Below are 24438 nucleotides of genomic sequence, written 5' to 3'. Positions count from 1 at the left end.
AGCCTAGGCGAGGCACCGAGTGGTGGGGCAAAGACCTTTTGGTTACTTTTGGGGCGTTTGCCAAAAGTGACCCGCTGTAAGAGCGGAACCCTAAGCCGCCGTTACCGCAGCAACGGATATGTACACTCCCACCCCCGAGGCCAACCTCACTACTTCTCCCGCGAAATAAACCCCAACACCCCGGTATCCATCACCGGGTTAAAACGCACCCGGGTCGTAATGTCCTTCTCAATCTCCCGCATCGCCGCCTGCGGCAGCGTGGAGATATCAGCATCCTCCCGAATCCGTGCCGGCGTCACCGACGACGTCAAAAACGCCACCCCCCGCTGCACCGACCACGCCAATGCCACCTGCGCCGGCGTCTTCCGCACCCGCCGCGCAATACCGGTAATCACCGGCTCATCCAGCACCCGCGGCCTCATCCCATGCCCCAGCGGCGCAAACGCCAACACCACAATCCCGTGCTCCCTGCAGAACTCCAGCAACTCCCACTCAGGCAAATAGGGATGCGACTCCACCTGCACCACCGCCGGTTTTATCCGCGCCACCGCCACCAACTCCCGCAGCGTTTCCAGGGTAATGTCCGACAACCCGATGGACCTGCACCGCCCCTCATCCACCAGCCGTTCAAGCACCCGCCACGTCTCGATCAACGTCACACCCGAGTCATACAGCACATGCCCGAACGCATCCCGAGGATGCAGCTCATCACCCGGCAGAAACGCAAACGGCGTATGGATCATGTAGCAGTCGATCACATCCACCTGAAGCCTGCGGCAACTGGCCTCAAACGCCGGCACCACACGCTCGGGCCGGTGGTTGTTGTTCCACAGCTTGGTGGTGATGAACAGTTCCTCGCGCCGGATTTTGCCGGCCATCATCGCGTCGTGAAGCGCCGCCCCCACCTGCGCCTCATTGCCATACCGCTCCGCACAATCGAAATGGCGAAAGCCCGCCTCCAGTGCGTCCGTGACCGCCTGGGTGGTGGCCGTCATGTCCCTGAACAGCGTGCCAAAACCCACTCCTGGCATTGCCCCGGCGCCATGCACCAGAGGAAAACGGGTATCGCGAAGTGCATCGTAATAACTCATGTGTTGACTCCACTAGCGTTTGAAATCGTTGACCGAACGACCGCCGAGCGCCACGAACAGGCGCACCGTGTCGAGGTGTCGGGCGGTGCTCGCCCGGAGTTGCCCGAGCAAGGCTTGCTCATAGGCGCGCTGGGCCTCCAGCACTTGCAGCAGGCCATTTTCCCCCGCGCCATAGGCCTGTTGGTTCAGGCGCAAACTGTTGTCGGCGGCCTGTAGCGCAGCGGTCTGCGCCTGGTATTCCTCGGCGTCGTGGTTGATCGCCTGCAAGGTGTCTGCGACTTGGCCGAAGGACTGGATGACGGTCTGCTGGTAGCGGGCAAGCGAGGCGTTGTAGCCCTCCACCGCTGCCTGGCGCTCCGCCTTGAGGCTGCCGCCGTCGAAGATCGGCCCCGCGAGCCCGGCGGCAAACCCCCACAACGCCGCACCGCCATTGCCCGACGCGGCCTGGGCCAGGGAGGCGGAAAGCTCAACGTGGGGATAGAGATTGGCGGTGGCCACGCCGACCGCCGCGCTGGCCCCACGCAGGTCGGCCTCGGCTTGCAGCACGTCCGGGCGGTCGTGAACCAGTTCGGACGGCAGGCTGACGGGCAGCGTGGTGGCCGAGGCAAACTCTGCCAGGTGGAAGTCCGGTGCACGCCAGTCCGCCGGGCCCTTGCCGGCCAGGATCGACAGCGCATGCCGCGCCGCATCTCGCTGCTGGGCCAGCGGCGGCAACAGCGTGCGGTCCTGCGCCAGCCGCGTTTCGGCCAAGGACACATCGAGCTGCGTCGCCGCGCCGCTGTGTTGCGCCGCACGCACCAGCTCGAGGTTTTTCGCGTCGGTGGCGAGCAAGGTTTGCACGGCGTCCATCTGGGCAGTGGCCGAGGCCATCAACAGTGCCTGGCTGGCAACGTCGCCGGTCAGCGTCAGGTACGCCGCTTCGAAGCGATGTTGCTGGAGATCAGCAAACGCCTGCTGTTGCTCGACCCGGCGCTGGTTGCCGCCGAATACGTCGAGGTCGAAGCGGACCTGGGGCCCGACGCCATAGACATTCGTCACTGTTGGCCGCGCGGCGTTATGCACGCGCTGGCGGCCGGCTTGCGCAGCGAAATCCACCTGCGGGAACAGGGCACCTTCCGCCGCCGCCACCGAAGCAGCCGCCTGGCGCAACGTGGCGTCCGCGGCCGTCAGCTCAAGGTTGCCGGCAATTGCCCGGCGCATGACGCTGTCGAGCCTATGGGACTGGAAAGTCGACCACCAATCGACATTCACCGGCTGGCTGAACGAAACGCGCTGCTCGGCCTGCACGTCGTAGTGCGGCGAGGCGGTAACCGCCGGCGCTTTATAGTCCGGGCCAACGGAACAGGCGGACAGGGTGATAACGGCCGTGATAACAAGCCCATGGGATTTCATTTGGCACACTCCGGAAAACTAGTGGGTCGTGACAGGTTTACGCAGCAGCAGCACCAGCGGGCTCACCACCAGCATCGCCCACAGCAGAATCTTGAATTGGCCCAGCACCGCGATGAAGGCGGCCTGGCCGGTGATGGCTTCGTTCAACGCACCGAAGCCTGCCAGGGACGTCGATGCAGGGACCGAATGCCCGGTCAGGTGACTGGCCAGCGCCACGTGCATCGTCTGGGTGTTGTTGAAGAAGAACCACTGCACCACCGCCACGCCGAGGGTGCTGCCGTAGACCCGGGACAGGTTGAACAACCCGCTGCCTTCGGGGCGCAAGCTCGGGTCCAGGGTGCTGAACGCCACCCGCGAGAGCGCCGGCATCAGCAGGCCCAGCCCCGCACCCTGGATGGCCCCGGCCACCGCCACCGGCCAGCTGTCCATCAGCGGTGAGTAGCCGAGCATCGACTGGTTGGCGTAGATCACCACCGCGATCCCGGCGACCACGAACGGGCGACCATCGAGCGACGCGGGCACCCGGTTCATCAACCAGAACGCACCCAGCAGGCCCAAGCCACGGGGGATAGTGAGGAAGCCTGTGGTGTCCGGCGGAAAGCCCAGCAGTTCATCGAGCATCGGCGAGGTCATCGCCATGGTTGGCAGCAGCACGAAACCGACAGCGAAGAAGATCAGGGTCGACAGCACGAAGTTGCGGTCACGCAGTAAGCCCTTGCTGATGAAGTGCGTGTTGGACGTGAACCGGTGCACGGCGAACAGGTAAAACCCCAGCACGCTGGCGGTCGCTTCAAGCCAGACCTCGGGCGAGTCAAACCACTCCAGGCGCTGGCCACGGTCGAGGAGCATTTGCAGGCCGATCACACCGAGGGTAAAGCTGGCGAAGCCTGCAAAATCGAACGCCGGCGGGCTGCTGGCTTTCTTTTCTGGCTGCAACAGCGCCACGATCAACACGCTATAGGCCAACCACGGCAGGCTGGCATAGAACATCCAGCGCCAGCCGAAATGCTCGCTGACCCAGCCGCCGATCGCCGGGCCGCTGACGATGCCCAGCAGCCCGATCGCCGTCCACAACGGGCCGAAGGATGGCCGCCGCGCCGGGGCACGTGTCTCCAGGGCGATGGCCATCGACAACGGCGCCAACACGCCGCTGGCCGCACCCTGAATCAGCCGTGCGCCGACGAACTGCAGCGACGTGGTCGCCTCGGTCGCCAGCAGCAACCCAAGGCCAAAGATCACCATCGCCGCCTGGTAAACCGCCTTCACGCCGAAGCGCGCGGCCAGCCACTGGGCCACCGGCAAGGTGATCGCGCTGGCGGCCAGGTACGACGTGAAAATCCACCCCGCCTCATCATCCGTCATCGACAGGCTGCCCTGCACAAACCGCAGGGCCGCGTTCGGCAGCGACACGTTGACCGCCTGCAACCAGGTCACCAGCAACGCCGCGAACCTGAGGGTGCGTGCGCCGTTCATGGCCCGGTCCTGATATCGACGGTGACGGTGGCGCTGGTGCCGGAGAACAGCGGCAAGTCGGCGCTGGCGTCATCCAGCTCCAGGCGCACCGGTACCCGCTGCACCACCTTGACCCAGTTGCCGGTGGCGTTTTCCGGTGGCAGCAAGGCGAAGTCGGCACCGGCACCCGGGCTCAGGCTGGTGATGTGGGCCTTGAAGGGATGGTCCGGGTAGGTGTCGAGCTTGATGGTTGCCTGCTGGCCGGCGCGCATGTGGGTCATCTGGGTTTCGCGGAAGTTGGCTTCAACCCAGGTGCGACGGGGCGACAGCAAGGCGAACGCCGGCGCGCCGCTGTTCAGGTAGTCACCGACCTGCACGTCATCCACCTTGGCCACCACGCCATCGTCGGGGGCATAGACCGTCGCGTACGAGAGGTAAAGTTGTGCTTCGTCGAGCTGCGCCATGGCCTCGCGAATCGCCGGGTGGCGGTCGATGTCGATGTCCGGGTTGCCGTTCAAGGCCACCACCGTATTGGCGATCTGCTGCTCGATGGACGCGACGCGTTGCCGGGCGACTTTCAAGTCAGTGTCGGCCCGCTCAAACACCGCCTGGGACACAAACTCAGTGGCCACCAACGCCTTTTTGCGGGCGAATTCCTTCTGGTCGAAACCCGCCGATTCCTTGGCCGCTTGCAGTTCTGCCTGTTGCTGCCGGTAGCTGGCCTTGAGGCCTTCGATGCGCAGGCGCGCCACGCTCAGTTGGGCCTGGGCACGGTCCACCGCGACCTGGAACGGCTCGGGGTTGATCCGCAACAGCACCTGCCCTTTGTGCACGGCCTGGTTGTCTTCCACGGCGATCTCGACCACCTGCCCCGACACCCGTGCATTGACCGACGCTTTTGCCACCCGGGCATAGGCGTTATCCGTCGAAACGTACGGTGCGTCCTTCAGGTAATACCCATACCCGACCGCGGCAATGAGTACCGGAAAGCCCACCATCAACAGTGAACGCCAGGGTGTGCGGGTCGTGTTTTCCAACGCGTTGCTCATGATCGAATCACCTTTGCTGAGCCCGGGATTACTGAGGCCTGAATTTTGTGCGATGATGTAAGAATATCCATCCACCCACCTCTACTCAAGGATTTTTGTACGTCATGGCACAAAAAAAGACCACAGAGGCAAAAGGCCGTGGCCGCCCACGCGCCTACGACCCTGAAACAGCGCTGCAGCAGGCGCTTGGGGTGTTCTGGAGCACCGGCTATTCCGGCGCTTCCCTGGACAGCATCGCCACCGCCGCCGGGATGAACCGGCCGAGCCTGTACGCCGCCTTCGGCGACAAGCATGCGATCTATCTCAAGGCACTCGAGCAGTATTGGGGCCTCGCCTCAGCCGCCATCGACGCCGCACTGGACGACCCGGACCTGACGTTGGCCGACGCGTTGATGCGTCTGTATGAAGGCCAGTTGTCGATCTACTTTTCGGGGGATGGCGACCCACGGGGCTGCTTTATCATCGGCACCGCCACCACCGAAGCTGTCGAGGACGCCGAGATTCGTGCCGTGCTGTTGCAGCGCCTCGACGCACTCGACGCCCATCTGGAAACCCGCTTGCGCACGGCCATCGAGGCCGGCGAATTGAAAGGCGGTGCAGACCCGGCGGCCGTCGCCGTGCTCGCCGCTTCCCTGGTGCACAGCCTGTCGATCCGCGCACGGGCGGGCAAACCCCACGCCGAACTGATCGCCCTGGCGCGCAATGCGGTGCAGGTCATCTGCGGATGAAAGAAGGACTGGACGATATTCTGGCCGACAACCTGGCCGTGATTTTTTGCGGCATCAACCCCGGGCTGCGGGCCGCCGCCACCGGGCATCACTTTATGGGCAGGAGCAACCGGTTCTGGCGCACCCTGCACCTGGCCGGGTTTACGCCCCATGAAGTGCAGCCGGAAAACGACCGCACGATCTTGCAGTATCAGTGTGGGTTGACCACGGTGGTGGAGCGCCCTACGGCGCGGGCGGATCAGTTGTCGGCGGGTGAGTTCAAGGCGGCGGCAGTGGGGTTTGAAAACAAGATCGCCCGTTATGCGCCGCGGTGTGTGGCGTTTCTGGGCAAGGCGGCGTACGGCGCGCTGACGGGGCAGCGGGAGATGGCGTGGGGGTTGCAGCCGCACTCCCTGGGGAATGCGGCGGTGTGGGTGTTGCCCAACCCCAGCGGGCGCAACCTTGGGTTTACGCTGGAGCAGTTGGTCGACGCGTACCGGCCACTCCGGCAGGCACTGAATGACCCGCGCTAAACCAGCGGCTGGTGACCGGTCACACAATGAATCCCGCCGCCCCCCGCCGCGATTGCATCGATATTGAGCTGCACCACCTCGCGCTCCGGGTAGAGCCTGGACAGGAGTTCAAAGGCTTTTGCGTCGGCGACCTTGTCGCCAAACTCGGGGGCAATCACCGCCCCGTTGATGACGAAGTAGTTGATATAACCTGGCGCAAAATCCGGGTTGTTCCGGCTGAACCGGTTCTTGCGTGGGTTAAGCGGCGGCGACACGGTGTGCACCTGCAGCGGCCGGCCGTCTGCATCGGTGGCCTGCTTGAGCATCTCCAGATGCGCCAGCGTGACCTTGTGATCATAGGACTCGGGGTCGGTGTCGAGGTTGGCAATCACCACGCCCGGCTTGACGAAGCGTGCATAAAAATCGACGTGGGCATCGGTGATGTCTTTGCCCTTGATGCCCGGCAGCCAGATGATTTTGCGCAGGCCCAGACGCGCCTTCAGCTCGGCCTCGACCTCAGCCTTGCTCCAGCCGGGGTTGCGGTTGGCATTGATCCAACTGCTTTCGGTCATGATCCCGGTGCCATGGCCATCCACTTCGATCGCGCCGCCCTCGCCCACCAGTTGGCTGCGAATCGGCTGGGCGTTGGTGACTTCAGTGGCCAGGGCGGCCACCTGTGCATCCTCGGCGTGCTGCTGTTTGTCGCCCCAGCCATTGAAGTTGAAATCCACGGCGCCCAGCCCGCCCTGGCCATCGATAACGAAGTTGGCGCCGATATCGCGCATCCAGATGTCGTCCAGCTCCGTGACCACGAACGTGGTGTTGTGGGTGCCGCACTTGGCTTCGGCCAGCGCCCGCTCATCCGCGCGGCAGAACACCGTCACCGGCTCGTGACGAGCAATGGCGCGGGCGATCCGGCCCAGGGCCGCTTGCACATCCGGCGTAAAGTCCTCGTGAATGGCCTCTTGCGCGCCAAAGGCAATGAACGCCTGTTGGTGTTTTTCACCTTCGTCCGGCATGAACCAGTGGCCCTGGGTGGCAGCCTGCACCTGGCCCGGTCCCAGCCCAACGGACACGGCCGCGCCCACGGCGGTAACCACCGATACCTGTTTGATGAATTCGCGACGTGTCATGGGCAACTCTCTCAGTGGGGTTATTTAACGGTAGCAGTTTTGAATTTGGTCCAGACCCGCATGCGCGCACGCATGTCCGCCTGGGGGATGTCCTTACCCGGGATCAGGCGTTCGAAGGTGGCCTCGTCCGGGTAGAGTTGCGGGTTGTTGCGCATCGCCGGGTCAACCCCGGGGCGTGCCTTGGCATTCGCGGTGGGGTAGCCGGTGAAGTTACTGATAGCGGCCATCTTCTCCGGGCGCATGACGAAGTTGATGAACGCGTAGGCATACTCCGGATGCCGGGCATCCACGGGGATCGCCATGGTGTCCATCCACACCGTGGTGCCCTCGCGGGGGATGTGATAGCCGAACGTGACCTGTTTGCCGGCGGCGTCCGCTGCGCGTTGCGCCTGGGTCATGTCACCGCTGTAGCCGAGGGACAGGCACAGGTTGCCGTTCACCAGGTCGGTCACCGGTTGCGACTGGAACTTGCGGATGTAAGGCCGCACCTTGAGCAACAGCTCGCTGGCCGCGGCCAGGTCTGCCGGCTTGGCGCTGCGCGGGTCACGCCCCAGGTAATTGAGTACCACCGCCAGCACTTCGTCCGGCGAGTCGATCAGGGAAATTCCGCAGTCGGCGAATTTGGCGGCGAACTCCGGCTTGAACAACAGGTCGAGGCTGTTGACCGGCGCGTCCGGCAGGCGCTGTTTGATCTGCTCGGTGTTGTAGGTCAGGCCGATGGTGCCCCAGGTGTAGGGAACGGTGGCTTTGTTCGAGTAGGTGTAGTGCGTGCGCAACTGCTGCAAACCGGGCTCGATGTCATCCAGGGCGGTGAGCCTGGACGGATCCAGCGGCTGCAGGCTGCCGGCGCGCATCAACCGCTCGCCCACGGTGTCACCCGGAAAAATCAGGTCGTATCCACTGCCGCCGGCCATCAGCTTGGCCTCCAGGGTTTCGCTGCCGTCCATCACATCGTAGATCACCTGGATCCCGGTTTCGGCGGTGAAACGCGACAGCGTGTCCTCGGCGAAGTAGTCGGCCCAGTTGTAGAGCTTCAGGGTCTTTTCTTCCGCGTGCAGCGGCGACGCCAGCGCCAACGAGCAGAGCAACAGCGTGCAGGTAACCTTCATGTCAAAGCCCTCGGTAGGTGTGATGCCCATCCAGACTCAGCAGCCCGCCATACATCTCCGGGCGACGGTCGCGGTAGATGCCCCAGGTCAGGCGGTCCTCGCGCATGGCCGCCAGGTCCAGGCGGTGCACCAGCACGCCAGTGCTGTCGCGGTCGGCTTCGGCGAGCAGCTTGCCCTTGTGATTGCAGATAAAAGACGAGCCGTAGAAGTCCATTTGCAAGGTTGGGTCGGTGGTCGCCACCTCGCGGCCGACACGGTTGGCCGCGACCACCGGCACCAGGTTGGCGGCGGCATGCCCACGCATGGTCATCTGCCAATGGTCCCGGGAGTCCAGGGTCGCGCAGCCAGGCTCAGAACCGATCGCCGTGGGAAACAGCAACACTTCGGCGCCCATCAGCGCCAGGCAGCGTGCGGTTTCGGGGAACCATTGATCCCAGCAGATGCCCAGGCCGATACGCCCGAAGGCCGTGTCCCAGACCCGAAAACCGGTATCGCCGGGGCTGAAGTATTCCTTCTCCTGATACCCGACGGCGTTGGGGATATGGGTCTTGCGATACACCCCCAGCAACTGCCCGTCCGCATCGGCCACGCTCAAGGAATTGAAACAGGCATTGCCGGCCTTCTCGAACCAACTGAGGGGCAGCACCACCCCCAGCTCCCGGGCCAACGCGGCAAAGCGTTTGAGCACCGCGCTGTGCCGGTATTCCTGAGCCAGCGCCAGGTGTTTGTGGTGCTGCTCGATGCAAAAATACGGGGTGGCAAACAGCTCTTGCAGCAGGATCACCTGGGCGCCCTGCCGTGCCGCATCACGCACCAATTGCTCGGCCAGATCGAGGTTCTTGGGCAGGTCCCAGGTGCAGGGCATTTGTGTGACGGCGATCGTCAGTACGGACATGGCGTCACCCCTTCACTGGCCAGGCCGGCTGCTGCTGGGTGATGCAATGCACCCCGCCGCCGCCGTGGGCCAGGTGATTGATCCGCACCGGCACCACCGTGCGCCCGGGGAACGTCCGGGCCAATACGTCAGCCGCCACCTGGTCGGCATCAATGCCATAGGCCGGCATGATGATCGCGTCATTGGCGATGTAGAAGTTGGTGTAGGAGGCGCAAAACACTTCAGCCTCGGTGTCCACGGCGTCGGTCGCCTCATACAGCTCGACCATCTCGAAGCGGCGGCCCCGGGCATCGGTGGCCAACTCCAGGGCGCGACGGTTTTCCCGCACTACCTCGGCGTACACCGAGTGTGTGTCGTGGGTGGCATCCACCAGCAACACGCCCGGACGGGCGAATGCGCACACACCATCGACATGGCCGTCGGTCATGTCGCCGGTCACATGGTCGGGATCGCCGGGCAGCCAGATGGTTTTCTTCACGCCCAGCAGCCGCGTGAATATCTCCTCGATCTCGGCCTTGGTCACCCCCGGATTACGATTGGGGTTGAGTAACACCGATTCGGTGGTGATCAACGTGCCCTCGCCGTCCACATGAATGGCGCCGCCTTCGTTGCTCAACGGCGTGCCCAGGCATTCCATGCCCAGGTGATTGAGCACACGGCGCGCCAGGCTTTCATCCAGGTCATGGGCCGACTTGCCGCCCCACGCGTTGAAGCGCCAGCTCACACCGGCCAGCCCGTGTTGCGGGTGACAAACGAAGCTGGGGCCGGAGTCGCGGCACCAACTGTCATTCACTGCCAGTTCGATCAGTGCAATGTTCGGCCCGCACAAGGCCCGTGCGCTTTCCACCGCCGAAGGGTCGACGATCATTTTCACCGGTTCAAACCGCGCAATCGCATTGGCGACACGGGCAAAGTCTTCCTGCACCAGCGGCAACGTCACGCCCCAACCCGACTCCCACAGCGCCTGGTTATGGGGCCACACCATCCACGTCGCCGCATGCCTGGCCCACTCCGCCGGCATCCACCCGCCACTGTTTTGAATTTCGTTCTGCTGCATGACAAATACCTTTGAGTTAAGTCATTGTGTTCAATGAAAACTGCCTGTGAGGTCTTGGCATGCATGCTACGGCGGTGAAAACGGGCAAACAAACGATGGATTTTGTGGAAAACTGATTAGAGGAACTTATCAGCATGCTGAACCATTGGCCGCCTCTGGGCACCCTTCGCGGCTTCGAAGCCGCCGCCCGGCTGGGCAGTTTCCATAAGGCCGCCGAGGAACTGCACCTCACCCAATCCGCGATCAGCCAGCAAATTCGCAGCCTTGAGGCGTACCTGGAACAACCGCTGTTTTTTCGCAGTGGGCGCAGCGTCAGCCTGACCGATGCCGGGCACGATTTCCTCAGCACCACCCAGGCGCTGTTGCAGCAATTGGCCGTGGGTGTTCGTCGCCTGGGGCAGTACCGCAAACCCAACCAGTTGGTGCTCAACACCACGCCGACCTTCGCCCGCCATTGGCTGCTGCCACGCCTGGAGGATTTCCGCCGCCAGTACCCTGAGGTCGACCTGTGGATATTCAGCACCGACGAAGTCCCGGACATGGCCAGCCAGACCATCGACCTCGCCGTACGCGACGACATCAGCTCCCAGGCCGAATGCAGCTTCAAGGTGCTGCATGCCGACCGCCTGTTCCCGGCGTGCCATCCGCGGGTATTGGCACAGCCCAGGGAGCAACGCACCACCCTGCACGGCGAACGGGAGATGGATTGGAGCCATTGGGCGGTGGAGGCCGGGATTGATGTGGGGCAGCAGGATCAGGGGCTGAATTTCTCTGACCCGGGGCTGTTGCTGGATGCGGCGTGTACGGGGTTGGGGATTGCGCTGGTCAGCCAGTTACTGAGTCGCCAGGCACTGGAGAGCGGGCTGTTGCAGCCACTGGTAGAGGACACCATTCGGGGGCCGAATTGGGCGTTGCTGACCCACCGTGACAGCGAGAACGACCCGCTGGCACGGTGTTTCAGTGAATGGTTGACGGCCAACCTGGCAACCGCCGGCGCCGGTTAGTCCCGGCTGCCGCTCAGTGTCTCCCACAAAAAGCGGTAGACCAACGCTTTCATATGCGCCGCCTGTGCATGGTCCGCCGCACCGCCGTGCCCACCCTCGATATTTTCGTAGTAGGTCACGTCCTTGCCGGCCGCAATCATCTTCGCCGCCAGCTTGCGGGCATGGGCGGGATGGACGCGGTCGTCACGGGTCGAGGTCAGGAAAAACACCGGCGGGTAGGCCTTCGCCGGATCAAACAGGTGATACGGCGAAAACCTCTGGATGTACGCCCACTCTTCAGCCGCGTCCGGGTTGCCGTATTCCGCCATCCACGACGCCCCGGCCAGCAAGTGGTGATAGCGCTGCATGTCGAGCAAGGGCACCTGGGACACGATTGCACCGAACAGGTCCGGGTATTGGGTCAGCATATTGCCGGTCAACAAGCCGCCATTACTGCCACCCTGTGCCCCCAGGTGCCGGGCAGACGTGATGCCCCGGGCGATCAGGTCCCGGGCCACGGCGGCAAAATCTTCATAAGCCCGAGGCCGGTTCTGCTTGAGCGCCGCCTGGTGCCAGCGCGGGCCGTATTCACCACCACCGCGAATGTTGGCAACCACGTACACGCCACCCTTCGAGAGCCAGGCGCGGCCGACTTCACCGGAGTACTGCGGGGTCAGGGAGATTTCAAAACCGCCGTAGCCATAGAGCAAGGTCGGCGCCGTACCGTCCAGTGGCAGGCCCTTCCCGCGCACCACGAAATACGGCACACGAGTACCATCCCTGGAGACCGCGAACTGCTGCTCGATCATGTGCTGGCTTGAGTCGAAAAACGCCGGCAGGCTTTTCAGCACCTCGGGCGCCTGACCGATCTCGGCCAGCGCCAGGGTGGTGGGCGTCAGGTAATCGGTGGTCACCAGCCACACGGCATCACTGTCGTCGCTGTCCACTGCGCGGGCATACACCGTGCCCATGCCGGGCACCCCCGTGAACGGGCGTTGCTGCCATCCGTTCGCGCCGGGCGTGAGCACGCTGAGGCGACTCTTGACGTGATCGAGTACGTTCAGCACCAGGTGATTCAGGGTCCAGATAAACCCTGTCAGCGAGGTGCTGTCCGTGGGCGTGAACAGCACGTCGAAATCCCGCTGGCCCGCCATGAACCGATCAAAATTGATCGCCAGCAACGAGCCGGAAACAAACACTTCGTCCAGCGCCCAGTCGTCGCGCAACTCCAGCAGCAGCCAGCCTTTATGCACCGACTTTTCAGCCGAGTTAGGCGCGTCGATTTTGCTCAACCGGCCATCGTTGCCCCGCAGGTACAGCTCGTTGTTGTAGAACGCCAGCGTGCGGCTGACGAAGTCACGCTCATGGCCGGGCGTGTCGTCGTGCATCGCCGCAATGTACATATCATCCAGCGTGCCTTCGTAGACAACCGTGGCGGCGCTCAACGGCGTACCGCGCTGCCACTGTTTGACGATGCGCGGGTAACCGGAACGGGTCATCGAGCCTTCGCCAAAATCGGTGAAGACATACACGTTGTTACGATCAATCCAGCCCAGGCCGCCCTTGGACTCGGGCAATTGGAAGCCGTCTTCGACCCAGGTTTTAGTGCCCAGATCAAACTCACGGATGACCCCCGCATCCGCCCCGCCGCGGGACAACTCCAGCAGGCAGCGTTGGTAATCCGGGCGCAAGTAATCAGCGCCGTGCCACACCCAGTTTTCGCCTTCGGCGGCGTTCAAGGCATCCAGGTCCAGCAGCGTTTCCCAGGCAGGCTGGGCCTTGCGGTACTCCGCCAGCGTGGTGCGACGCCACAGGCCACGGGGATGAGCGGCGTCCATCCAGAAGTTGTAGTAATAGGCGCCGACTTTATCGACGTGGGGAATGTTGCTGTCCGAGTCCAGTATCTGCAGCACCTCGGCTTTCAGGTGCAGGAAGCTATCGGTGCGGGCGAGCCGGTCTTCGGTCTTGAGGTTCTGGGCCTGGACCCAGTCCAATGAACCCGTGCCGTCGACATCTTCAAGCCATTGGTAGGGGTCGGGGGACGTTTCGCAGAGTTTTTCCATGTTCGAATCCAGTCGAAAAACAGTAAGGGATAGCCCATAGGGTGCCCGACTTTGACCTGCTTTGAGCGATAAAAAAAGCTCACGCCAGCGAGCAATGCTGTTCACTTAAGCGATAGATTGATCAATCCGTACCCGGGACCGAATGATTAACCGTCATTGGCGACCGCCGGGCGATACGTCCATCACGATGAAGCCTCGGGGTGTTCGAAGCCCTTCAAGTTCTAAAATGGCGGCGTTCCGTCTCGCTCCCAAGCGATCCAATGGCGTGTCTCCGCGGGCCGCGCGTGCCGCCAACGGCCTCGCGCAGACGGCTACGTCAGGCATCACCTGGCCAGGATCAAACACGCCACGGTGGCATGGGGCGGAAAGACGCCTGCAAAAAGCTCATGTAGTTGCGCGTCCGTGCAGGCAGGCCTTCGCGCTGGTGAGTCAAGGCCACGACATCGGCGTCCGGCAATTTCCAGGCCGGTAGCAAGCGCACCAAGGAGCCGTCGGCGAGGGCATCAGCGACGTCCCATTCGGACCGCAGGATGATGCCCTGCCCCTCGCGGCCCCATTGCCGAATCACACTGCCGTCATTGCAGCTCAGGGTTGGACGAATACGCACGCTCTGGGTTTTTCGGCCACGGGTGAAGTGCCAGAGGGTCACGTCTTCATTGTTCTCGCGCAAGGCGATGCAAGGCAGTTCAGCCAGTTGTTCAGGACTTTCGGGCAGGCCGTACTGTTCGATAAACGTCGGCGAGGCGCAGATGAACCGGCGGTTCGGCGCAATGGCATGGCAGACCAGATTGGAGGCGCGCAGCTCACCAATGTGGATCACCACATCAAAGCGATCCGTGGCTTCGACCATCGGTTGGTCCGATAGCGTCAGCGCAATCTCGACCTCCGGATGCAGGCGCTGGAAAGCTGCGACCGCAGGCGCCACGTACTGCCTGCCAAAACCGAAGGGCGCGTTGATTTTCAGTTTGCCGACAAAGCCGCTACGCCGCTCTTGCAGGTCTTCCAGCAGGGCATCGAATTGCTGGATCAGCTCAGCTCCGCGCAGGCACAACACCTCGCCTTCATCGGTGAAGCGCAGTTGCCGCGCAGAGCGGTCCACCAATCGAATGCCGAGTTTTTTCTCCATCTGCTGCAATCGCTGAGTGACTGCTGAAGGTGTCAGGCCCAGTTTGCGTGACGCTTCCAGCAGGCTTTTGCTTTCACGTATGACCAGCAGGAAACGTATTTCGAATGCATCGTTCATTAAGTTTTACTGAATTATAGAGTTAGGGAGATTAAAGTTCACGACGGTTTTGACGGCTTAGAATAGCGCCATTACCGGAGAGCACAAATGGCAGAACTACTCGAAACCCCCACGTTGTTACTGGACCTTGAACGTCTGGACGCCAACATTCTGCGTATGCGTAACAAGCTGGCGCCGTTCAATGTGGTGTTGCGGCCCCACGTAAAAACCAACAAATCCCTCGAAGTGACCGAGCGCCTGTTTGCCGGTGGGCGTGGGCCGATTACGGTGTCCACGTTGCGCGAGGCAGACTTCTTTTTTGCCGCCGGGTTTGTCGACATCCTGTACGGCGTAGGCATTGCACCCAACAAGTTCGACCATGCCGCGAGGCTGATCAAGCAGGGGCTGGCGTTGAAGCTGGTGTTGGACAACTTGGAAAGCGCCCGGCTGCTGGCCAATTTTGCCCGCAGCAACGAGCAGGTGTTCGAGGTTCTGCTGGAGATCGACTGCGACGGCCATCGTTCGGGTATACCGGCGCACTCTGCGCTGCTGGTGGAGATTGCCCAGCTATTGCGTGGCAGCGGTGTGACGGTCAGTGGGGTTATGACCCATGCCGGAAACGCCTACGACAGCCGCTCCATCGCCGAAATCGAAGCCTATGCCCGGCAAGAGCGTGCCGCAGTGGTCGATGCCACTCGGTTGCTCGATGAGGCGGGGTTTGAGCTATCCATCGTCAGTATCGGTTCGACGCCCACGGCACTCTTTACCCAGGATCTGTCCGGTATCACGGAAGTCCGGGCCGGGGTATTTGCCTTCTTTGATCTGGTGATGGCGGGCCTGGGTGTTTGCCAGGTTCAGGACATTGCGGTCTCGGTGCTGACCACCGTCATCGGCCATCAGTCAGAAAAGGGCTGGACCATTGTCGACGCGGGCTGGATGGCGCTGTCCCGTGACCGGGGTACGGCCAGGCAAAGCGTGGACCAGGGTTATGGCATCGTCTGCGACCTCGCCGGGCAGCCCATTGGTGATTTGATCGTTTCGGCGGCCAATCAGGAGCACGGGATCATTTCCTCGCGTTCCGGAAATATCGGGTCTGCCGTGGAACTGTCGGTAGGCACCCAACTGCGCATCCTGCCCAACCATGCCTGCGCCACCTCGGCACAACATGCCGGTTATCACGTCCTGGCCGAGGGACGCCGCCTCGGTTACTGGTCACGCATTTCGGGCTGGTAAAAATCATTGATCGTTCGACTGCCGCCACTTAATCCCATAACAACAAAGGCGTACCTCTGATGATGAAGAACCTGTCACTCTGGATTTTAATCGGCATGATGCTTGGGGCCGTTACAGGCGCCCTATTGCATCCCCTGTTGAGCGAGTCCACTGCACAGTCAGTGGTTTCTCAATACCTGTCGATATTCACCGAGATATTCCTGCGCGCGATCAAGATGATCATTGCGCCGTTGGTGTTCTGCGGGCTGGTATCGGGGATTGCCAATATGCAGGATCCCCAAGCCATCGGTCGTATGGGCGTGCGTTCGTTGGCCTGGTTTTTATCTGCGTCGGTGGTGTCGCTGTTAATCGGCATCGTGGCGTGCAACGTTCTGAATCTGGGCGGCGAGATGGCGGCTCATTTGCCAGCCGCCAATGAAAGCTCCGGCATCAACGTAGCCCCCTTCAATCTTAAGAGTTTCATCATCAACATCGTGCCGCAAAGTGTGGTCAGTGCGATGGCCAGCAACGATATCTTGCAGATCGTTTTGTTTGCGGTGCTGTTCGGTTTTGCCACCGCGTCGGTCGGCGGGGCATTGAAACGCCGGATAGTGGAACTGACTGATGCCATCTTCGACATCATGTTGAAGTTGACCGGCTACATCATGTGGCTGGCGCCGCTGGGGGTGGGGGCCGCATTGTGTTCCATCATCACGACCCGTGGCCTGGGGGTGTTGGGCACCTATGGCAAGCTGCTGGGGGGTTATTACCTGGCACTTATTCTATTGGCGTTGTTCTTGATAGGGGTGGGACGGTTGATTCTCGGGCCGCGCATCTACCGGCTGCTGGCCTTGATCCGCGACCCGCTGTTGATTGGGTTTTCTACCTCAAGCAGCGAAGCGACGTTTCCCAAGACCATCGAGCAATTGCAGCGCTTCGGCGTGCCACGCCGTGTTTCCGGCTTCGTGCTTCCGCTGGGTTATTCCTTCAACCTCGATGGCGCCATGCTCTATCAGTCATTTGCGGTGATTTTCATTGCCCAAGCCTTCCATATCGAAATGACGTTCGCCCAGCAGGTCGGTGTATTGCTCGTGATGTTGCTGACCAGCAAAGGCATGGCGGGTGTGCCGCGTGCATCCCTGGTGGTTGTCGCCGCTTCATTGCCTTCTTTGGGGCTGCCGGCTTCGGGCTTATTGCTATTGCTGGGTATCGATCCTTTTTTCGATATGGGTCGCACGGCGATCAATGTGCTGGGTAACAGCATCGCGACGGCTTCGGTTTCAAAGTGGGAAGGTTATACCGATGCTGAAATCCCTCACGCTGTCGAAACCGTTACGCAGCCATCAAACGCGTATAGCGAACCGTGTTCCAACGCTTGAGCGGAAGGTCTTAATGGAAATCATCACCTCAGAAAAACTACCGGCGCCGGGCGGACATTACTCCCACGGCGTGATCTCGGGCCACTTGCTGTATGTGTCTGGCCAGCTGCCTTTCAGCCCGGATTCCAGCGGCTTTGCGGAGGGTATCGAGGCCCAGTTCGTTCAGGCCATGGCCAATCTCGAAGCCGTTCTCGGGGCTGCCGGTGCAACCCTGACGAATCTGGTCAGCGTGCAAATATTTATCAACGACGTTCAGCACTGGCCGACCATCAACACAATCTACACGGCGTTGATGGGCGCGCATAAGCCGGCGCGGGCAATCATTCCCTGTGGCGAACTCCACCATGGTGCCTTGGTAGAGATCACCGCCGTGGCTGAAATTCGACACCCCTTAAGAGGACCATCGCATGACTTCAAATAACCCCGTAACACCGCTCGACACTCAAGCATCCGGCCCTGTGGAGCTTGTCCTGTTTGATCTGCTGACTGCCTTGCTGGACTCTTGGACGCTGTGGAATGCCGTGGCCGGTTCAGAGCAAATGGGTCGTACCTGGCGCATGGCGTATCTCAGGGCGACCTATGGTTGCGGCACGTATCGGCCTTATGAAACGCTCGTCGAAGAAGCGGCAATCGAGGTTGGGCTGGGCCGTGAGGCCGCTGGTGAGTTGGAAGCACGCTGGGGTGAGTTGGCGCCATGGCCCGAGGCCAAGTCCGTGCTCGCGGCGTTGAAACCCCACTATAAGCTGGGCATTGTCACTAACTGCTCAGAGAAACTGGGCCGCCTTGCTGCAGACTTGATGGGCGTACCGTTCGATGTCGTCATCACCTCGGAAAAAGCCGGATTCTACAAGCCGGACCCTGCGCCCTATCGTTTGGCCTTGGAAACCTTGGGTATTGCCCCAGCCAATGCGGTGTTCGTCGCCGGTTCCGCTTATGACCTGTTCGGGACCGAGAAAGTGGGCTTACCAACGATCTGGCATAACCGTGTTGGATTGGCGGCTCCAGAGGGCGCCCCACGGCCTCTGATCATGAGACCGACCCTGGACACCCTTGCGGCGGATTTGGCGAGCATTGTTTCAGCGTCATAAGGTGGATGCATCCCAAAGTAGCAGGGTCAACCTCGGAGCAGATCACATCAGTAGGGGCGCCGTTGATGATGAACGACTCACCGCATTGATAAAATAATCTGAGGTAGACCCCTGGCGCCCGAGGCGCCCTGGGACGTGTGTTACAGGCCGCCGCTGGCAAGAAGCACGTCGCCCGTAATCCAGGCCGAGTCATCCGAGGCCAGAAATAACGCAACTACAGCAATGTCTTCGGGCAACCCCATTCTGCCCAGCGGTGTGTTGTTGATAATGTGCTGGCTCATTTCGTTATTGGTCATGATTTGGCGGGTACCCTCAGTGCGCGTAGGCCCTGGATTCAGGGTGTTTACACGAATTTTCTGACCACCCAGTTCCTTGGCCAACACCCCGCCGATCGTTTCGATTGCGCTTTTGCTCGCAGCATAAACGGCAGAGCCTGGCGGTTTCATATGGGTGATATTGGAACCAATGTTAATGACACTGCCTCCCTCCCCCAAGTGTTTCGCAGCGGCCTGCGTCATCAGCAGAGGGCCCAGTACATTGATGTTGAAGCTCTTGTGAAAATGCTCCGGAGTGATCTCCTGGAGCGGTGCAAACTCGTAAATACCGGCGTTGTTGACAAGAATGTCCAGGCGGCCAAATTCGGCAACCGCAGCCTTGATGATCGTGCTGGCTTGCCCAGCGATGCTCACGTCGCCCTTGACGGCGATGGCCTTGCCGCCCGCCGCGGTGATGCTCGCCACAACCTTGTCAGCATCGTTTTTGCTTGAGGCGTAGTTCACAACAACAGCTGCACCTTCGGCGGCGAACAGCGTAGCGATAGCCGCCCCAATGCCTTTGGACGCACCCGTCACAACGGCCACTTTATTTTCCAACCGGCCCATACTGATACCTCTGTAATGATTCTGACCAGAACCACCTTAAGTCGCCGCTGGCATCATTGTAAGTAGGCACTTTCAAGTAACCGCAGGAGCCAGTCACATGTCATCCATCGATGCAGAACACGTAGATTATGACGGCGAGCCTGAGGCTGAACGCTGCGCGATGAGGGTACTTCTGGAGCTGATTACCGCCCCATGGACGCTGCACATCCTATTGATTCTGACTGACGAGGGGCCGACCCGATTTGGCGCATTGCGACGCAAAGTCGAAGGCATTTCGTCACGAGTACTGACCGTACGATTGCGATCACTTGAGGCGCGCGGTTTGTTGTCACGTTCAGTCAGTTCGAGCAAGCCCCCCGAGGTCACCTACTATCCGACCCCACGCTTGCATGACATGCGGGTGTTCATGCAACAACTGCGTGACCTTTCGCTTAAATGGCACCACGAAGACCATCCAAATCCAACGTAGGTAGTTACTCCAGCGTGCCTGGTTGTGGGGGGCGATGACAGTCACTACCCTGGCTGCCTCACTGCGGTGGATCAGCTCCGTTTACCGGCACGTTGTGCTCTTACCTGGAATCGCGCATGCCTCGAAGTCTTGCTCTGCTCGCTTTGCGGCTGGGGCTCATCACTGTATGCACACTGCGGCGCCTACCAACGCACTTAGCTGTACCCGTCGCACCTTCTTCTTGATTTTGCCTTTTAACACGCCAGGAGATGACTGCAATGAGTCTGTCAAAACGAATCGCGCTGGTGACGGGTGCCAACAAGGGAATTGGTCTGCGCCTGGTAGAGAAACTGGCAGACGCGGGGCTGAAGGTCTATCTGGCCAGTCGGGATGCAGAACGTGGACGCCTGGCACTGGACTCGCTCAGGCAGGGCGAGCGAGATATTCGTATGCTGGGGCTGGATGTGACCGATGAAGCCTCCCTCCATCAGGCCGCAGCGTATCTGACTGAAACAGAAGGCAGGCTGGATATTTTGGTCAACAATGCGGGTGCCGCACTGGATCGGGCCAGTCCTACCGAGGCGAACCTGAAGCTCCTTCGTGCGACCTTTGAGGTCAACGTGTTTGGCGTTATCGCGACGACACAAGTGTTCATGCCGCTGTTGCGCCAGAGCGCCCTGCCAGTCATCGTCAATGTATCGAGCGACATGGGCTCTCTGGGTTTGCACAGCAACCCTGCCTTCGAATTTTTCAAATTCAACTCACTGGCTTACAACGCTTCAAAGACGGCGCTGAATGCCTTTACAGTCATGTTGGCCAAAGAACTCAAGGAACAGGGATTTAAAGTCAACTCAGTCAATCCAGGATTTACCGCGACTGATTTGAACGGTTATAGAGGCTACGGCACAGTTGATGAGGCCGCTTCGACACTGTTTAAGTACGCCATGCTGGATGCCTCCGGGCCGACGGGTGGCTACTTCGACCGCAATGGAACATTGCCTTGGTGATATTGATAATGACGAAGCTCTGGCTGGACTTGCTGCCAGAAAGGGGTGACCTCGGAATTCCTGAGCGTTTTCGAAGGTGTTTTTGGGGCCGATTGCAGCCCATCGTGACAGGCTGCTATGCGCCGGGACCAGCGTTTGCTCAAGTCGTGAGCAATTGATGGTAACTACCAGGACTCATTAATCTGAATTCCTCACGCCCACCCCTCGAGGCGCAATGTTGCGCGGATCAACCGCTGCTCCTCGACTTCGATTTCCTTGAGGTTTTCACAGATGCTACGCAGGTGAGCGATCGCTGCCTTCCGCGCCTGATCCGGCATACGTCCGACCACCGCGTTATAGAGCCTTGCGTGCTGGCGATCGATTTGGCGTTTTTGCGGCTCACGGTGATAGAGGTTATTGACCGAGGCAAACACCGTATTAAGCAGCAGGTCCGTCAGCGAACGCAGCGTCTGTACCAACACCGGATTGTGTGAGGCCTCGCAGATTGCCAAATGAAAGGCATGATCAAGCCGGGCATGCTCGCCGGCATCCAGACTTCGGGTATGTGCGTCAACCAGCGTCTGGTAGCTACGGGTGATCAGTACAAAATCGGCCTCGGTCCCGCGTAATGCGGCCAGGCGTGCAGACTCCCCTTCAAGAAGGCTACGTACCTCGAACAGATCGTAAAGCGTTCGTGGCTGCGAGCTGAAAAGATGCATCAGCGGCGACGCGGCGCCGTGGCTCGACAGGTCGGCCACGTACGATCCCTTGCCGTGCTCTGTGTCGATAATTCCACGAGCACGCAGCAGCTTTAACCCCTCGCGAAGCGCCGTACGGGATACGCCAAGTTTCTCGGTCAAGCGCCGTTCGGACGGCAACAATTGCCCGGTCTTGAACACACCGTCCACGATCAAGCGCTCGATGCGTTCACAGACCACGTCTGCGACCTGGGGATTTCGTCTTGAACCTGTGCCGTCCATCCTGCCTCCGAGTGGTATTACCAGTACAAACCTTTTCTTCCGACCATCAAATATCAAACATCAACTATATGTTTTTAAACATCTTTATCCGATATCTAAAAACACAACAAATAAAAAACTGGTTCGACCAGTAAAACATCACATAGACAGTAAAACGCCTCAGGTCAATGATGCAAGTCAGCCGTAACCGCAACAGCCTCTAATAAAAACAAATGAGAGTTGCCACCTGCCTATGAACATTCTCTACGATGAGCGCGTCGACGGCGTTCTGCCTGACGTCGACAAATACGCACTGGTGAAGGCGCTGCAGGCACGATTGCCCGATCTGGAAATCCTCCAGCAACAAGAAGAGCTCAAGCCCTACGAATGCGACGGCCTGTCGGCCTATCGCACCACGCCAATGGTGGTGGTACTGCCCCGCCATCTCGATGAAGTTCAGGGCGTGCTCAGGCTGTGTCATGAGCGCCAGGTACCGGTGGTGGTGCGAGGCGCAGGAACGGGCTTGTCGGGCGGTGCCCTGCCGCTGGAAAAAGGCGTGCTGCTGGTGATGGCGCGTTTTAACCAAATACTGCACATCGACCCGGATGCGCGTACCGCCAGGATTCAGCCGGGAGTGCGCAACCTGGCGATTTCCCAGGCAAGCGCGCCGTATGGCCTTTACTACGCACCGGACCCCTCCTCCCAGATCGCCTGCTCCATCGGCGGAAACGTTGCCGAAAACGCTGGCGGCGTGCACTGCCTTAAATACGGGCTGACGGTACACAACCTCCTTAAGGTCGACATCCTCACCGTTGAAGGTGATTACCTGAGCCTGGGCTCGAACGCCTTCGACTCTCCGGGTTTTGACCTGCTGGCCTTGTTTACCGGCTCTGAAGGCATGCTGGGCGTGATCACCGAAGTGACGGTCAAACTCCTGCCCAAACCGCAGTCTGCGAAGGTGTTGCTGGCCGCCTTCGACTCTGTGGAAAAGGCTGGGCGTGCGGTCGGTGACATCATTGCTGCCGGGATTATTCCCGGCGGCCTGGAGATGATGGACAACCTGGCGATACGAGCCGCCGAAGACTTTATTCACGCCGGCTACCCGGTCGACGCGCAAGCCATTCTGCTATGCGAACTCGATGGTGTTGAAGCCGACGTGCATGAAGACTGCGACAGAGTTCGCCACGTGCTGGAACTGGCTGGGGCCACCGAAGTACGCCTGGCCAGGGATGAGGCAGAGCGCGTGCGGTTCTGGGCAGGACGCAAGAATGCGTTCCCGGCGGTCGGCCGGCTTTCACCGGACTATTACTGCATGGATGGCACCATTCCACGGCGCGAATTGCCCGGCGTGCTGCAGGCTATCGCGGCGCTGTCTGCCGAGTACGACCTGCGGGTGGCCAACGTCTTTCATGCCGGCGACGGCAATATGCACCCGCTGATTCTATTTGATGCCAATCAGCCGGGTGAACTCGAACGTGCCGAAGCATTGGGCGGAAAGATTCTGGAGTTGTGCGTGAAGGTCGGCGGCAGCATCACCGGTGAACACGGTGTGGGCCGCGAGAAGATCAATCAGATGTGTGCCCAGTTCAACAGCGACGAGCTGACCCTGTTCCATGCGGTCAAGGCAGCCTTCGACCCGAGCGGGTTACTCAACCCGGGCAAGAATATTCCGACCCTGCATCGCTGCGCCGAGTTTGGCGCGATGCACGTTCATATGGGTCAGCTGCCCTTCCCTGAACTGGAGCGTTTCTGATGCGCGATCAACACGATATGGATGCCAGTGGCGCACTGCTGGAGCAGGTCGGCCAAGCATTGCGCGATGCAACGCCGTTACGTATTCAGGGCTCCAACAGCAAAGCCTTTCTGGGGCGCAGCGTTGCCGGTGACGTACTCGATACCCGGGCCCACTGCGGCATCGTCAGCTACGACCCTACCGAGTTGGTCATCACCGCACGCTGTGGCACGCCATTGGCAGAGCTGTCCCACGTATTGGAGGCGGCACAGCAGATGCTGCCTTGTGAGCCTCCGGGCTTCGCTGGCGCCGCCACGGTTGGCGGCATGATTGCCAGCGGATTGTCGGGGCCACGGCGCCCTTGGTCGGGGTCGGTGCGCGATTTCGTCCTGGGGACCCGCGTGATTACCGGCCAGGGCAAGCATCTGCGCTTTGGCGGCGAGGTGATGAAGAACGTCGCCGGCTATGACGTGTCGCGGTTAATGGCCAGCAGTTACGGAACACTGGGCCTGATCACGGAAGTCTCCCTCAAGGTGCTTCCCAAGCCCCGCCAAACCTTGAGTATCAGCCTGGAAATGGACAGCGAACGTGCGTTGCAGCACTTGGCGCAATGGGGTCAGCAACCCTTGCCAATCAGCGCTGCGTGCCATGACGGTGTACGGCTTCATCTGAGGCTGGAGGGCGGTGAAGGCTCGGTAGCGGCTGCCCACGACCGGCTGGGTGGCGAAGTGCTGGACGGCTCGTACTGGGCGGATCTCAACGAGCATCGATTGAGTTTCTTCGATGCGGGCAAACCACTTTGGCGCCTTTCACTGCCGAACAACACACCAGTGCTCGACTTGCCCGGCCAGCAATTGATCGACTGGGCCGGGGCCCAGCGTTGGCTTAAGTCCGACGCCGAAGCCGCGTTGATTCGCCAGGTTGTCGAAAAAACCGGTGGGCATGCGACCTGTTACAGCCACGGCCACACCGATAGCCCGTTCCAGCCGCTGCCCGCCGCCTTGATGCGCTACCACCAAAACCTCAAGCGGCACCTGGACCCCAGTGGAATCTTCAACCCCGGACGCCTTTACGCGGAGCTTTGAGTG

The 24438-nt window shown here is 60.8% G+C and carries 23 protein-coding genes; 11 read left to right on the top strand and 12 right to left on the bottom strand.

What is annotated here, in order from left to right; genetic code table 11:
- Nucleotides 1–149: 149 nt before the first annotated feature.
- From HX855_RS30990 to HX855_RS30975, 4 genes are read right to left on the bottom strand one after another with little or no spacing between them, the layout of a single operon-like run.
- Entirely contained in the window at nucleotides 150–1091 is a 942-nt protein-coding gene (locus HX855_RS30990; protein WP_177091042.1) for an aldo/keto reductase, read from the bottom strand.
- A 12-nt stretch (nucleotides 1092–1103) separates the two neighbouring features.
- The gene (locus tag HX855_RS30985) at nucleotides 1104–2483 is read right to left on the bottom strand and encodes an efflux transporter outer membrane subunit (protein WP_177091044.1); all 1380 of its coding nucleotides are present in this window, start codon (nucleotides 2481–2483) and stop codon (nucleotides 1104–1106) included.
- Between the two features lie 18 nt (nucleotides 2484–2501).
- Nucleotides 2502–3956: an MFS transporter gene (locus tag HX855_RS30980; RefSeq protein WP_177091046.1), complete on the bottom strand. Its 1455-nt coding sequence runs from the start codon at nucleotides 3954–3956 to the stop codon at nucleotides 2502–2504.
- Nucleotides 3953–4984: an HlyD family secretion protein gene (locus HX855_RS30975; protein ID WP_177091048.1), complete on the bottom strand. Its 1032-nt coding sequence runs from the start codon at nucleotides 4982–4984 to the stop codon at nucleotides 3953–3955. Before HX855_RS30975 ends, HX855_RS30980 begins: the two co-directional genes overlap by 4 nt.
- A 104-nt stretch (nucleotides 4985–5088) precedes the next feature.
- On the opposite strand from HX855_RS30975, the gene HX855_RS30970 reads away from it, so the two are divergent.
- Nucleotides 5089–5712 carry a TetR/AcrR family transcriptional regulator gene (locus HX855_RS30970; protein WP_177091050.1) on the top strand — a complete coding sequence of 208 codons (624 nt, stop codon included), beginning with the start codon at nucleotides 5089–5091 and terminating at the stop codon, nucleotides 5710–5712.
- Nucleotides 5709–6224: a G/U mismatch-specific DNA glycosylase gene (mug, locus tag HX855_RS30965; RefSeq protein WP_177091052.1), complete on the top strand. Its 516-nt coding sequence runs from the start codon at nucleotides 5709–5711 to the stop codon at nucleotides 6222–6224. The genes HX855_RS30970 and mug overlap by 4 nt, the downstream gene beginning before the upstream one ends.
- Here the strand turns inward: mug and HX855_RS30960 are convergent.
- The 4 genes from HX855_RS30960 to HX855_RS30945 are packed head-to-tail and all read right to left on the bottom strand — an operon-like array spanning nucleotide 6221 to nucleotide 10397.
- Complete coding sequence (locus tag HX855_RS30960; RefSeq protein ID WP_177091054.1) at nucleotides 6221–7336, bottom strand: agmatine/peptidylarginine deiminase; 1116 nt, start codon at nucleotides 7334–7336, stop codon at nucleotides 6221–6223. The two genes, mug and HX855_RS30960, sit on opposite strands and share 4 nt — an antisense overlap.
- Before the next feature lie 20 nt (nucleotides 7337–7356).
- Nucleotides 7357–8445 (bottom strand): extracellular solute-binding protein, encoded by a 1089-nt coding sequence (locus HX855_RS30955; RefSeq protein WP_177091057.1) that lies wholly within the window; start codon nucleotides 8443–8445, stop codon nucleotides 7357–7359.
- Nucleotide 8446: 1 nt separating this feature from the next.
- Nucleotides 8447–9340: an N-carbamoylputrescine amidase gene (gene aguB, locus HX855_RS30950; protein WP_177091059.1), complete on the bottom strand. Its 894-nt coding sequence runs from the start codon at nucleotides 9338–9340 to the stop codon at nucleotides 8447–8449.
- Nucleotides 9341–9344: 4 nt separating this feature from the next.
- Nucleotides 9345–10397: an agmatine/peptidylarginine deiminase gene (locus HX855_RS30945; RefSeq protein WP_177091061.1), complete on the bottom strand. Its 1053-nt coding sequence runs from the start codon at nucleotides 10395–10397 to the stop codon at nucleotides 9345–9347.
- Between the two features lie 134 nt (nucleotides 10398–10531).
- Here HX855_RS30945 and HX855_RS30940 point away from each other — a divergent pair, with 134 nt between their 5' ends.
- A complete protein-coding gene (locus HX855_RS30940; protein ID WP_177091063.1) occupies nucleotides 10532–11401 on the top strand; it encodes a LysR substrate-binding domain-containing protein in 870 nt (289 codons plus the stop codon).
- Here HX855_RS30940 and HX855_RS30935 read toward each other — a convergent pair.
- A complete protein-coding gene (locus tag HX855_RS30935; protein ID WP_177091065.1) occupies nucleotides 11398–13443 on the bottom strand; it encodes a prolyl oligopeptidase family protein in 2046 nt (681 codons plus the stop codon). The two genes, HX855_RS30940 and HX855_RS30935, sit on opposite strands and share 4 nt — an antisense overlap.
- Nucleotides 13444–13780: 337 nt before the next feature.
- Nucleotides 13781–14686 carry a LysR family transcriptional regulator gene (locus tag HX855_RS30930; protein ID WP_177091067.1) on the bottom strand — a complete coding sequence of 302 codons (906 nt, stop codon included), beginning with the start codon at nucleotides 14684–14686 and terminating at the stop codon, nucleotides 13781–13783.
- Nucleotides 14687–14773: 87 nt separating this feature from the next.
- Between HX855_RS30930 and HX855_RS30925 the strand changes: the two genes are divergently transcribed.
- Genes HX855_RS30925 through HX855_RS30910 form a run of 4 tightly spaced genes read left to right on the top strand, consistent with a single transcriptional unit; the run spans nucleotide 14774 to nucleotide 18344 of the window.
- The gene (locus tag HX855_RS30925) at nucleotides 14774–15898 is read left to right on the top strand and encodes an alanine racemase (protein WP_177091069.1); all 1125 of its coding nucleotides are present in this window, start codon (nucleotides 14774–14776) and stop codon (nucleotides 15896–15898) included.
- 59 nt (nucleotides 15899–15957) lie between these two features.
- Nucleotides 15958–17256, top strand: a complete 1299-nt coding sequence (locus tag HX855_RS30920) for a dicarboxylate/amino acid:cation symporter (RefSeq protein WP_177091071.1) — start codon at nucleotides 15958–15960, stop codon at nucleotides 17254–17256.
- A gap of 13 nt (nucleotides 17257–17269) precedes the next feature.
- On the top strand, nucleotides 17270–17677 hold the full coding sequence (locus HX855_RS30915) for a RidA family protein (protein ID WP_177091073.1): 408 nt from the start codon (nucleotides 17270–17272) through the stop codon (nucleotides 17675–17677).
- Nucleotides 17664–18344 carry an HAD-IA family hydrolase gene (locus HX855_RS30910; RefSeq protein ID WP_177091075.1) on the top strand — a complete coding sequence of 227 codons (681 nt, stop codon included), beginning with the start codon at nucleotides 17664–17666 and terminating at the stop codon, nucleotides 18342–18344. The genes HX855_RS30915 and HX855_RS30910 overlap by 14 nt, the downstream gene beginning before the upstream one ends.
- A gap of 140 nt (nucleotides 18345–18484) precedes the next feature.
- Here the strand turns inward: HX855_RS30910 and HX855_RS30905 are convergent, their stop codons facing one another.
- Complete coding sequence (locus tag HX855_RS30905; protein WP_177091077.1) at nucleotides 18485–19225, bottom strand: SDR family NAD(P)-dependent oxidoreductase; 741 nt, start codon at nucleotides 19223–19225, stop codon at nucleotides 18485–18487.
- Between the two features lie 97 nt (nucleotides 19226–19322).
- Here HX855_RS30905 and HX855_RS30900 point away from each other — a divergent pair, with 97 nt between their 5' ends.
- Both HX855_RS30900 and HX855_RS30895 read left to right on the top strand, forming a co-directional pair.
- Nucleotides 19323–19694 carry a helix-turn-helix domain-containing protein gene (locus HX855_RS30900; RefSeq protein WP_218176074.1) on the top strand — a complete coding sequence of 124 codons (372 nt, stop codon included), beginning with the start codon at nucleotides 19323–19325 and terminating at the stop codon, nucleotides 19692–19694.
- 257 nt (nucleotides 19695–19951) lie between these two features.
- Nucleotides 19952–20680, top strand: coding sequence for an SDR family oxidoreductase (locus HX855_RS30895; protein WP_177091079.1), 729 nt, complete (start codon nucleotides 19952–19954; stop codon nucleotides 20678–20680).
- Between the two features lie 191 nt (nucleotides 20681–20871).
- Here HX855_RS30895 and glcC read toward each other — a convergent pair whose 3' ends face one another.
- A complete protein-coding gene (gene glcC, locus HX855_RS30890) occupies nucleotides 20872–21639 on the bottom strand; it encodes a transcriptional regulator GlcC (RefSeq protein WP_177091081.1) in 768 nt (255 codons plus the stop codon).
- A gap of 232 nt (nucleotides 21640–21871) precedes the next feature.
- Here glcC and glcD point away from each other — a divergent pair, with 232 nt between their 5' ends.
- Together glcD and glcE are read left to right on the top strand one after the other, a co-directional pair.
- Nucleotides 21872–23371, top strand: a complete 1500-nt coding sequence (gene glcD, locus HX855_RS30885; RefSeq protein WP_177091083.1) for a glycolate oxidase subunit GlcD — start codon at nucleotides 21872–21874, stop codon at nucleotides 23369–23371.
- Nucleotides 23371–24435: a glycolate oxidase subunit GlcE gene (glcE, locus tag HX855_RS30880; RefSeq protein WP_177091085.1), complete on the top strand. Its 1065-nt coding sequence runs from the start codon at nucleotides 23371–23373 to the stop codon at nucleotides 24433–24435. The genes glcD and glcE overlap by 1 nt, the downstream gene beginning before the upstream one ends.
- Nucleotides 24436–24438 lie beyond the last annotated feature (3 nt).

The organism is Pseudomonas sp. IPO3778 (assembly GCF_013386825.1).
Taxonomy (GTDB): Bacteria; Pseudomonadota; Gammaproteobacteria; order Pseudomonadales; family Pseudomonadaceae; genus Aquipseudomonas.
This window is presented reverse-complemented; position numbering and strand designations above follow the sequence as displayed.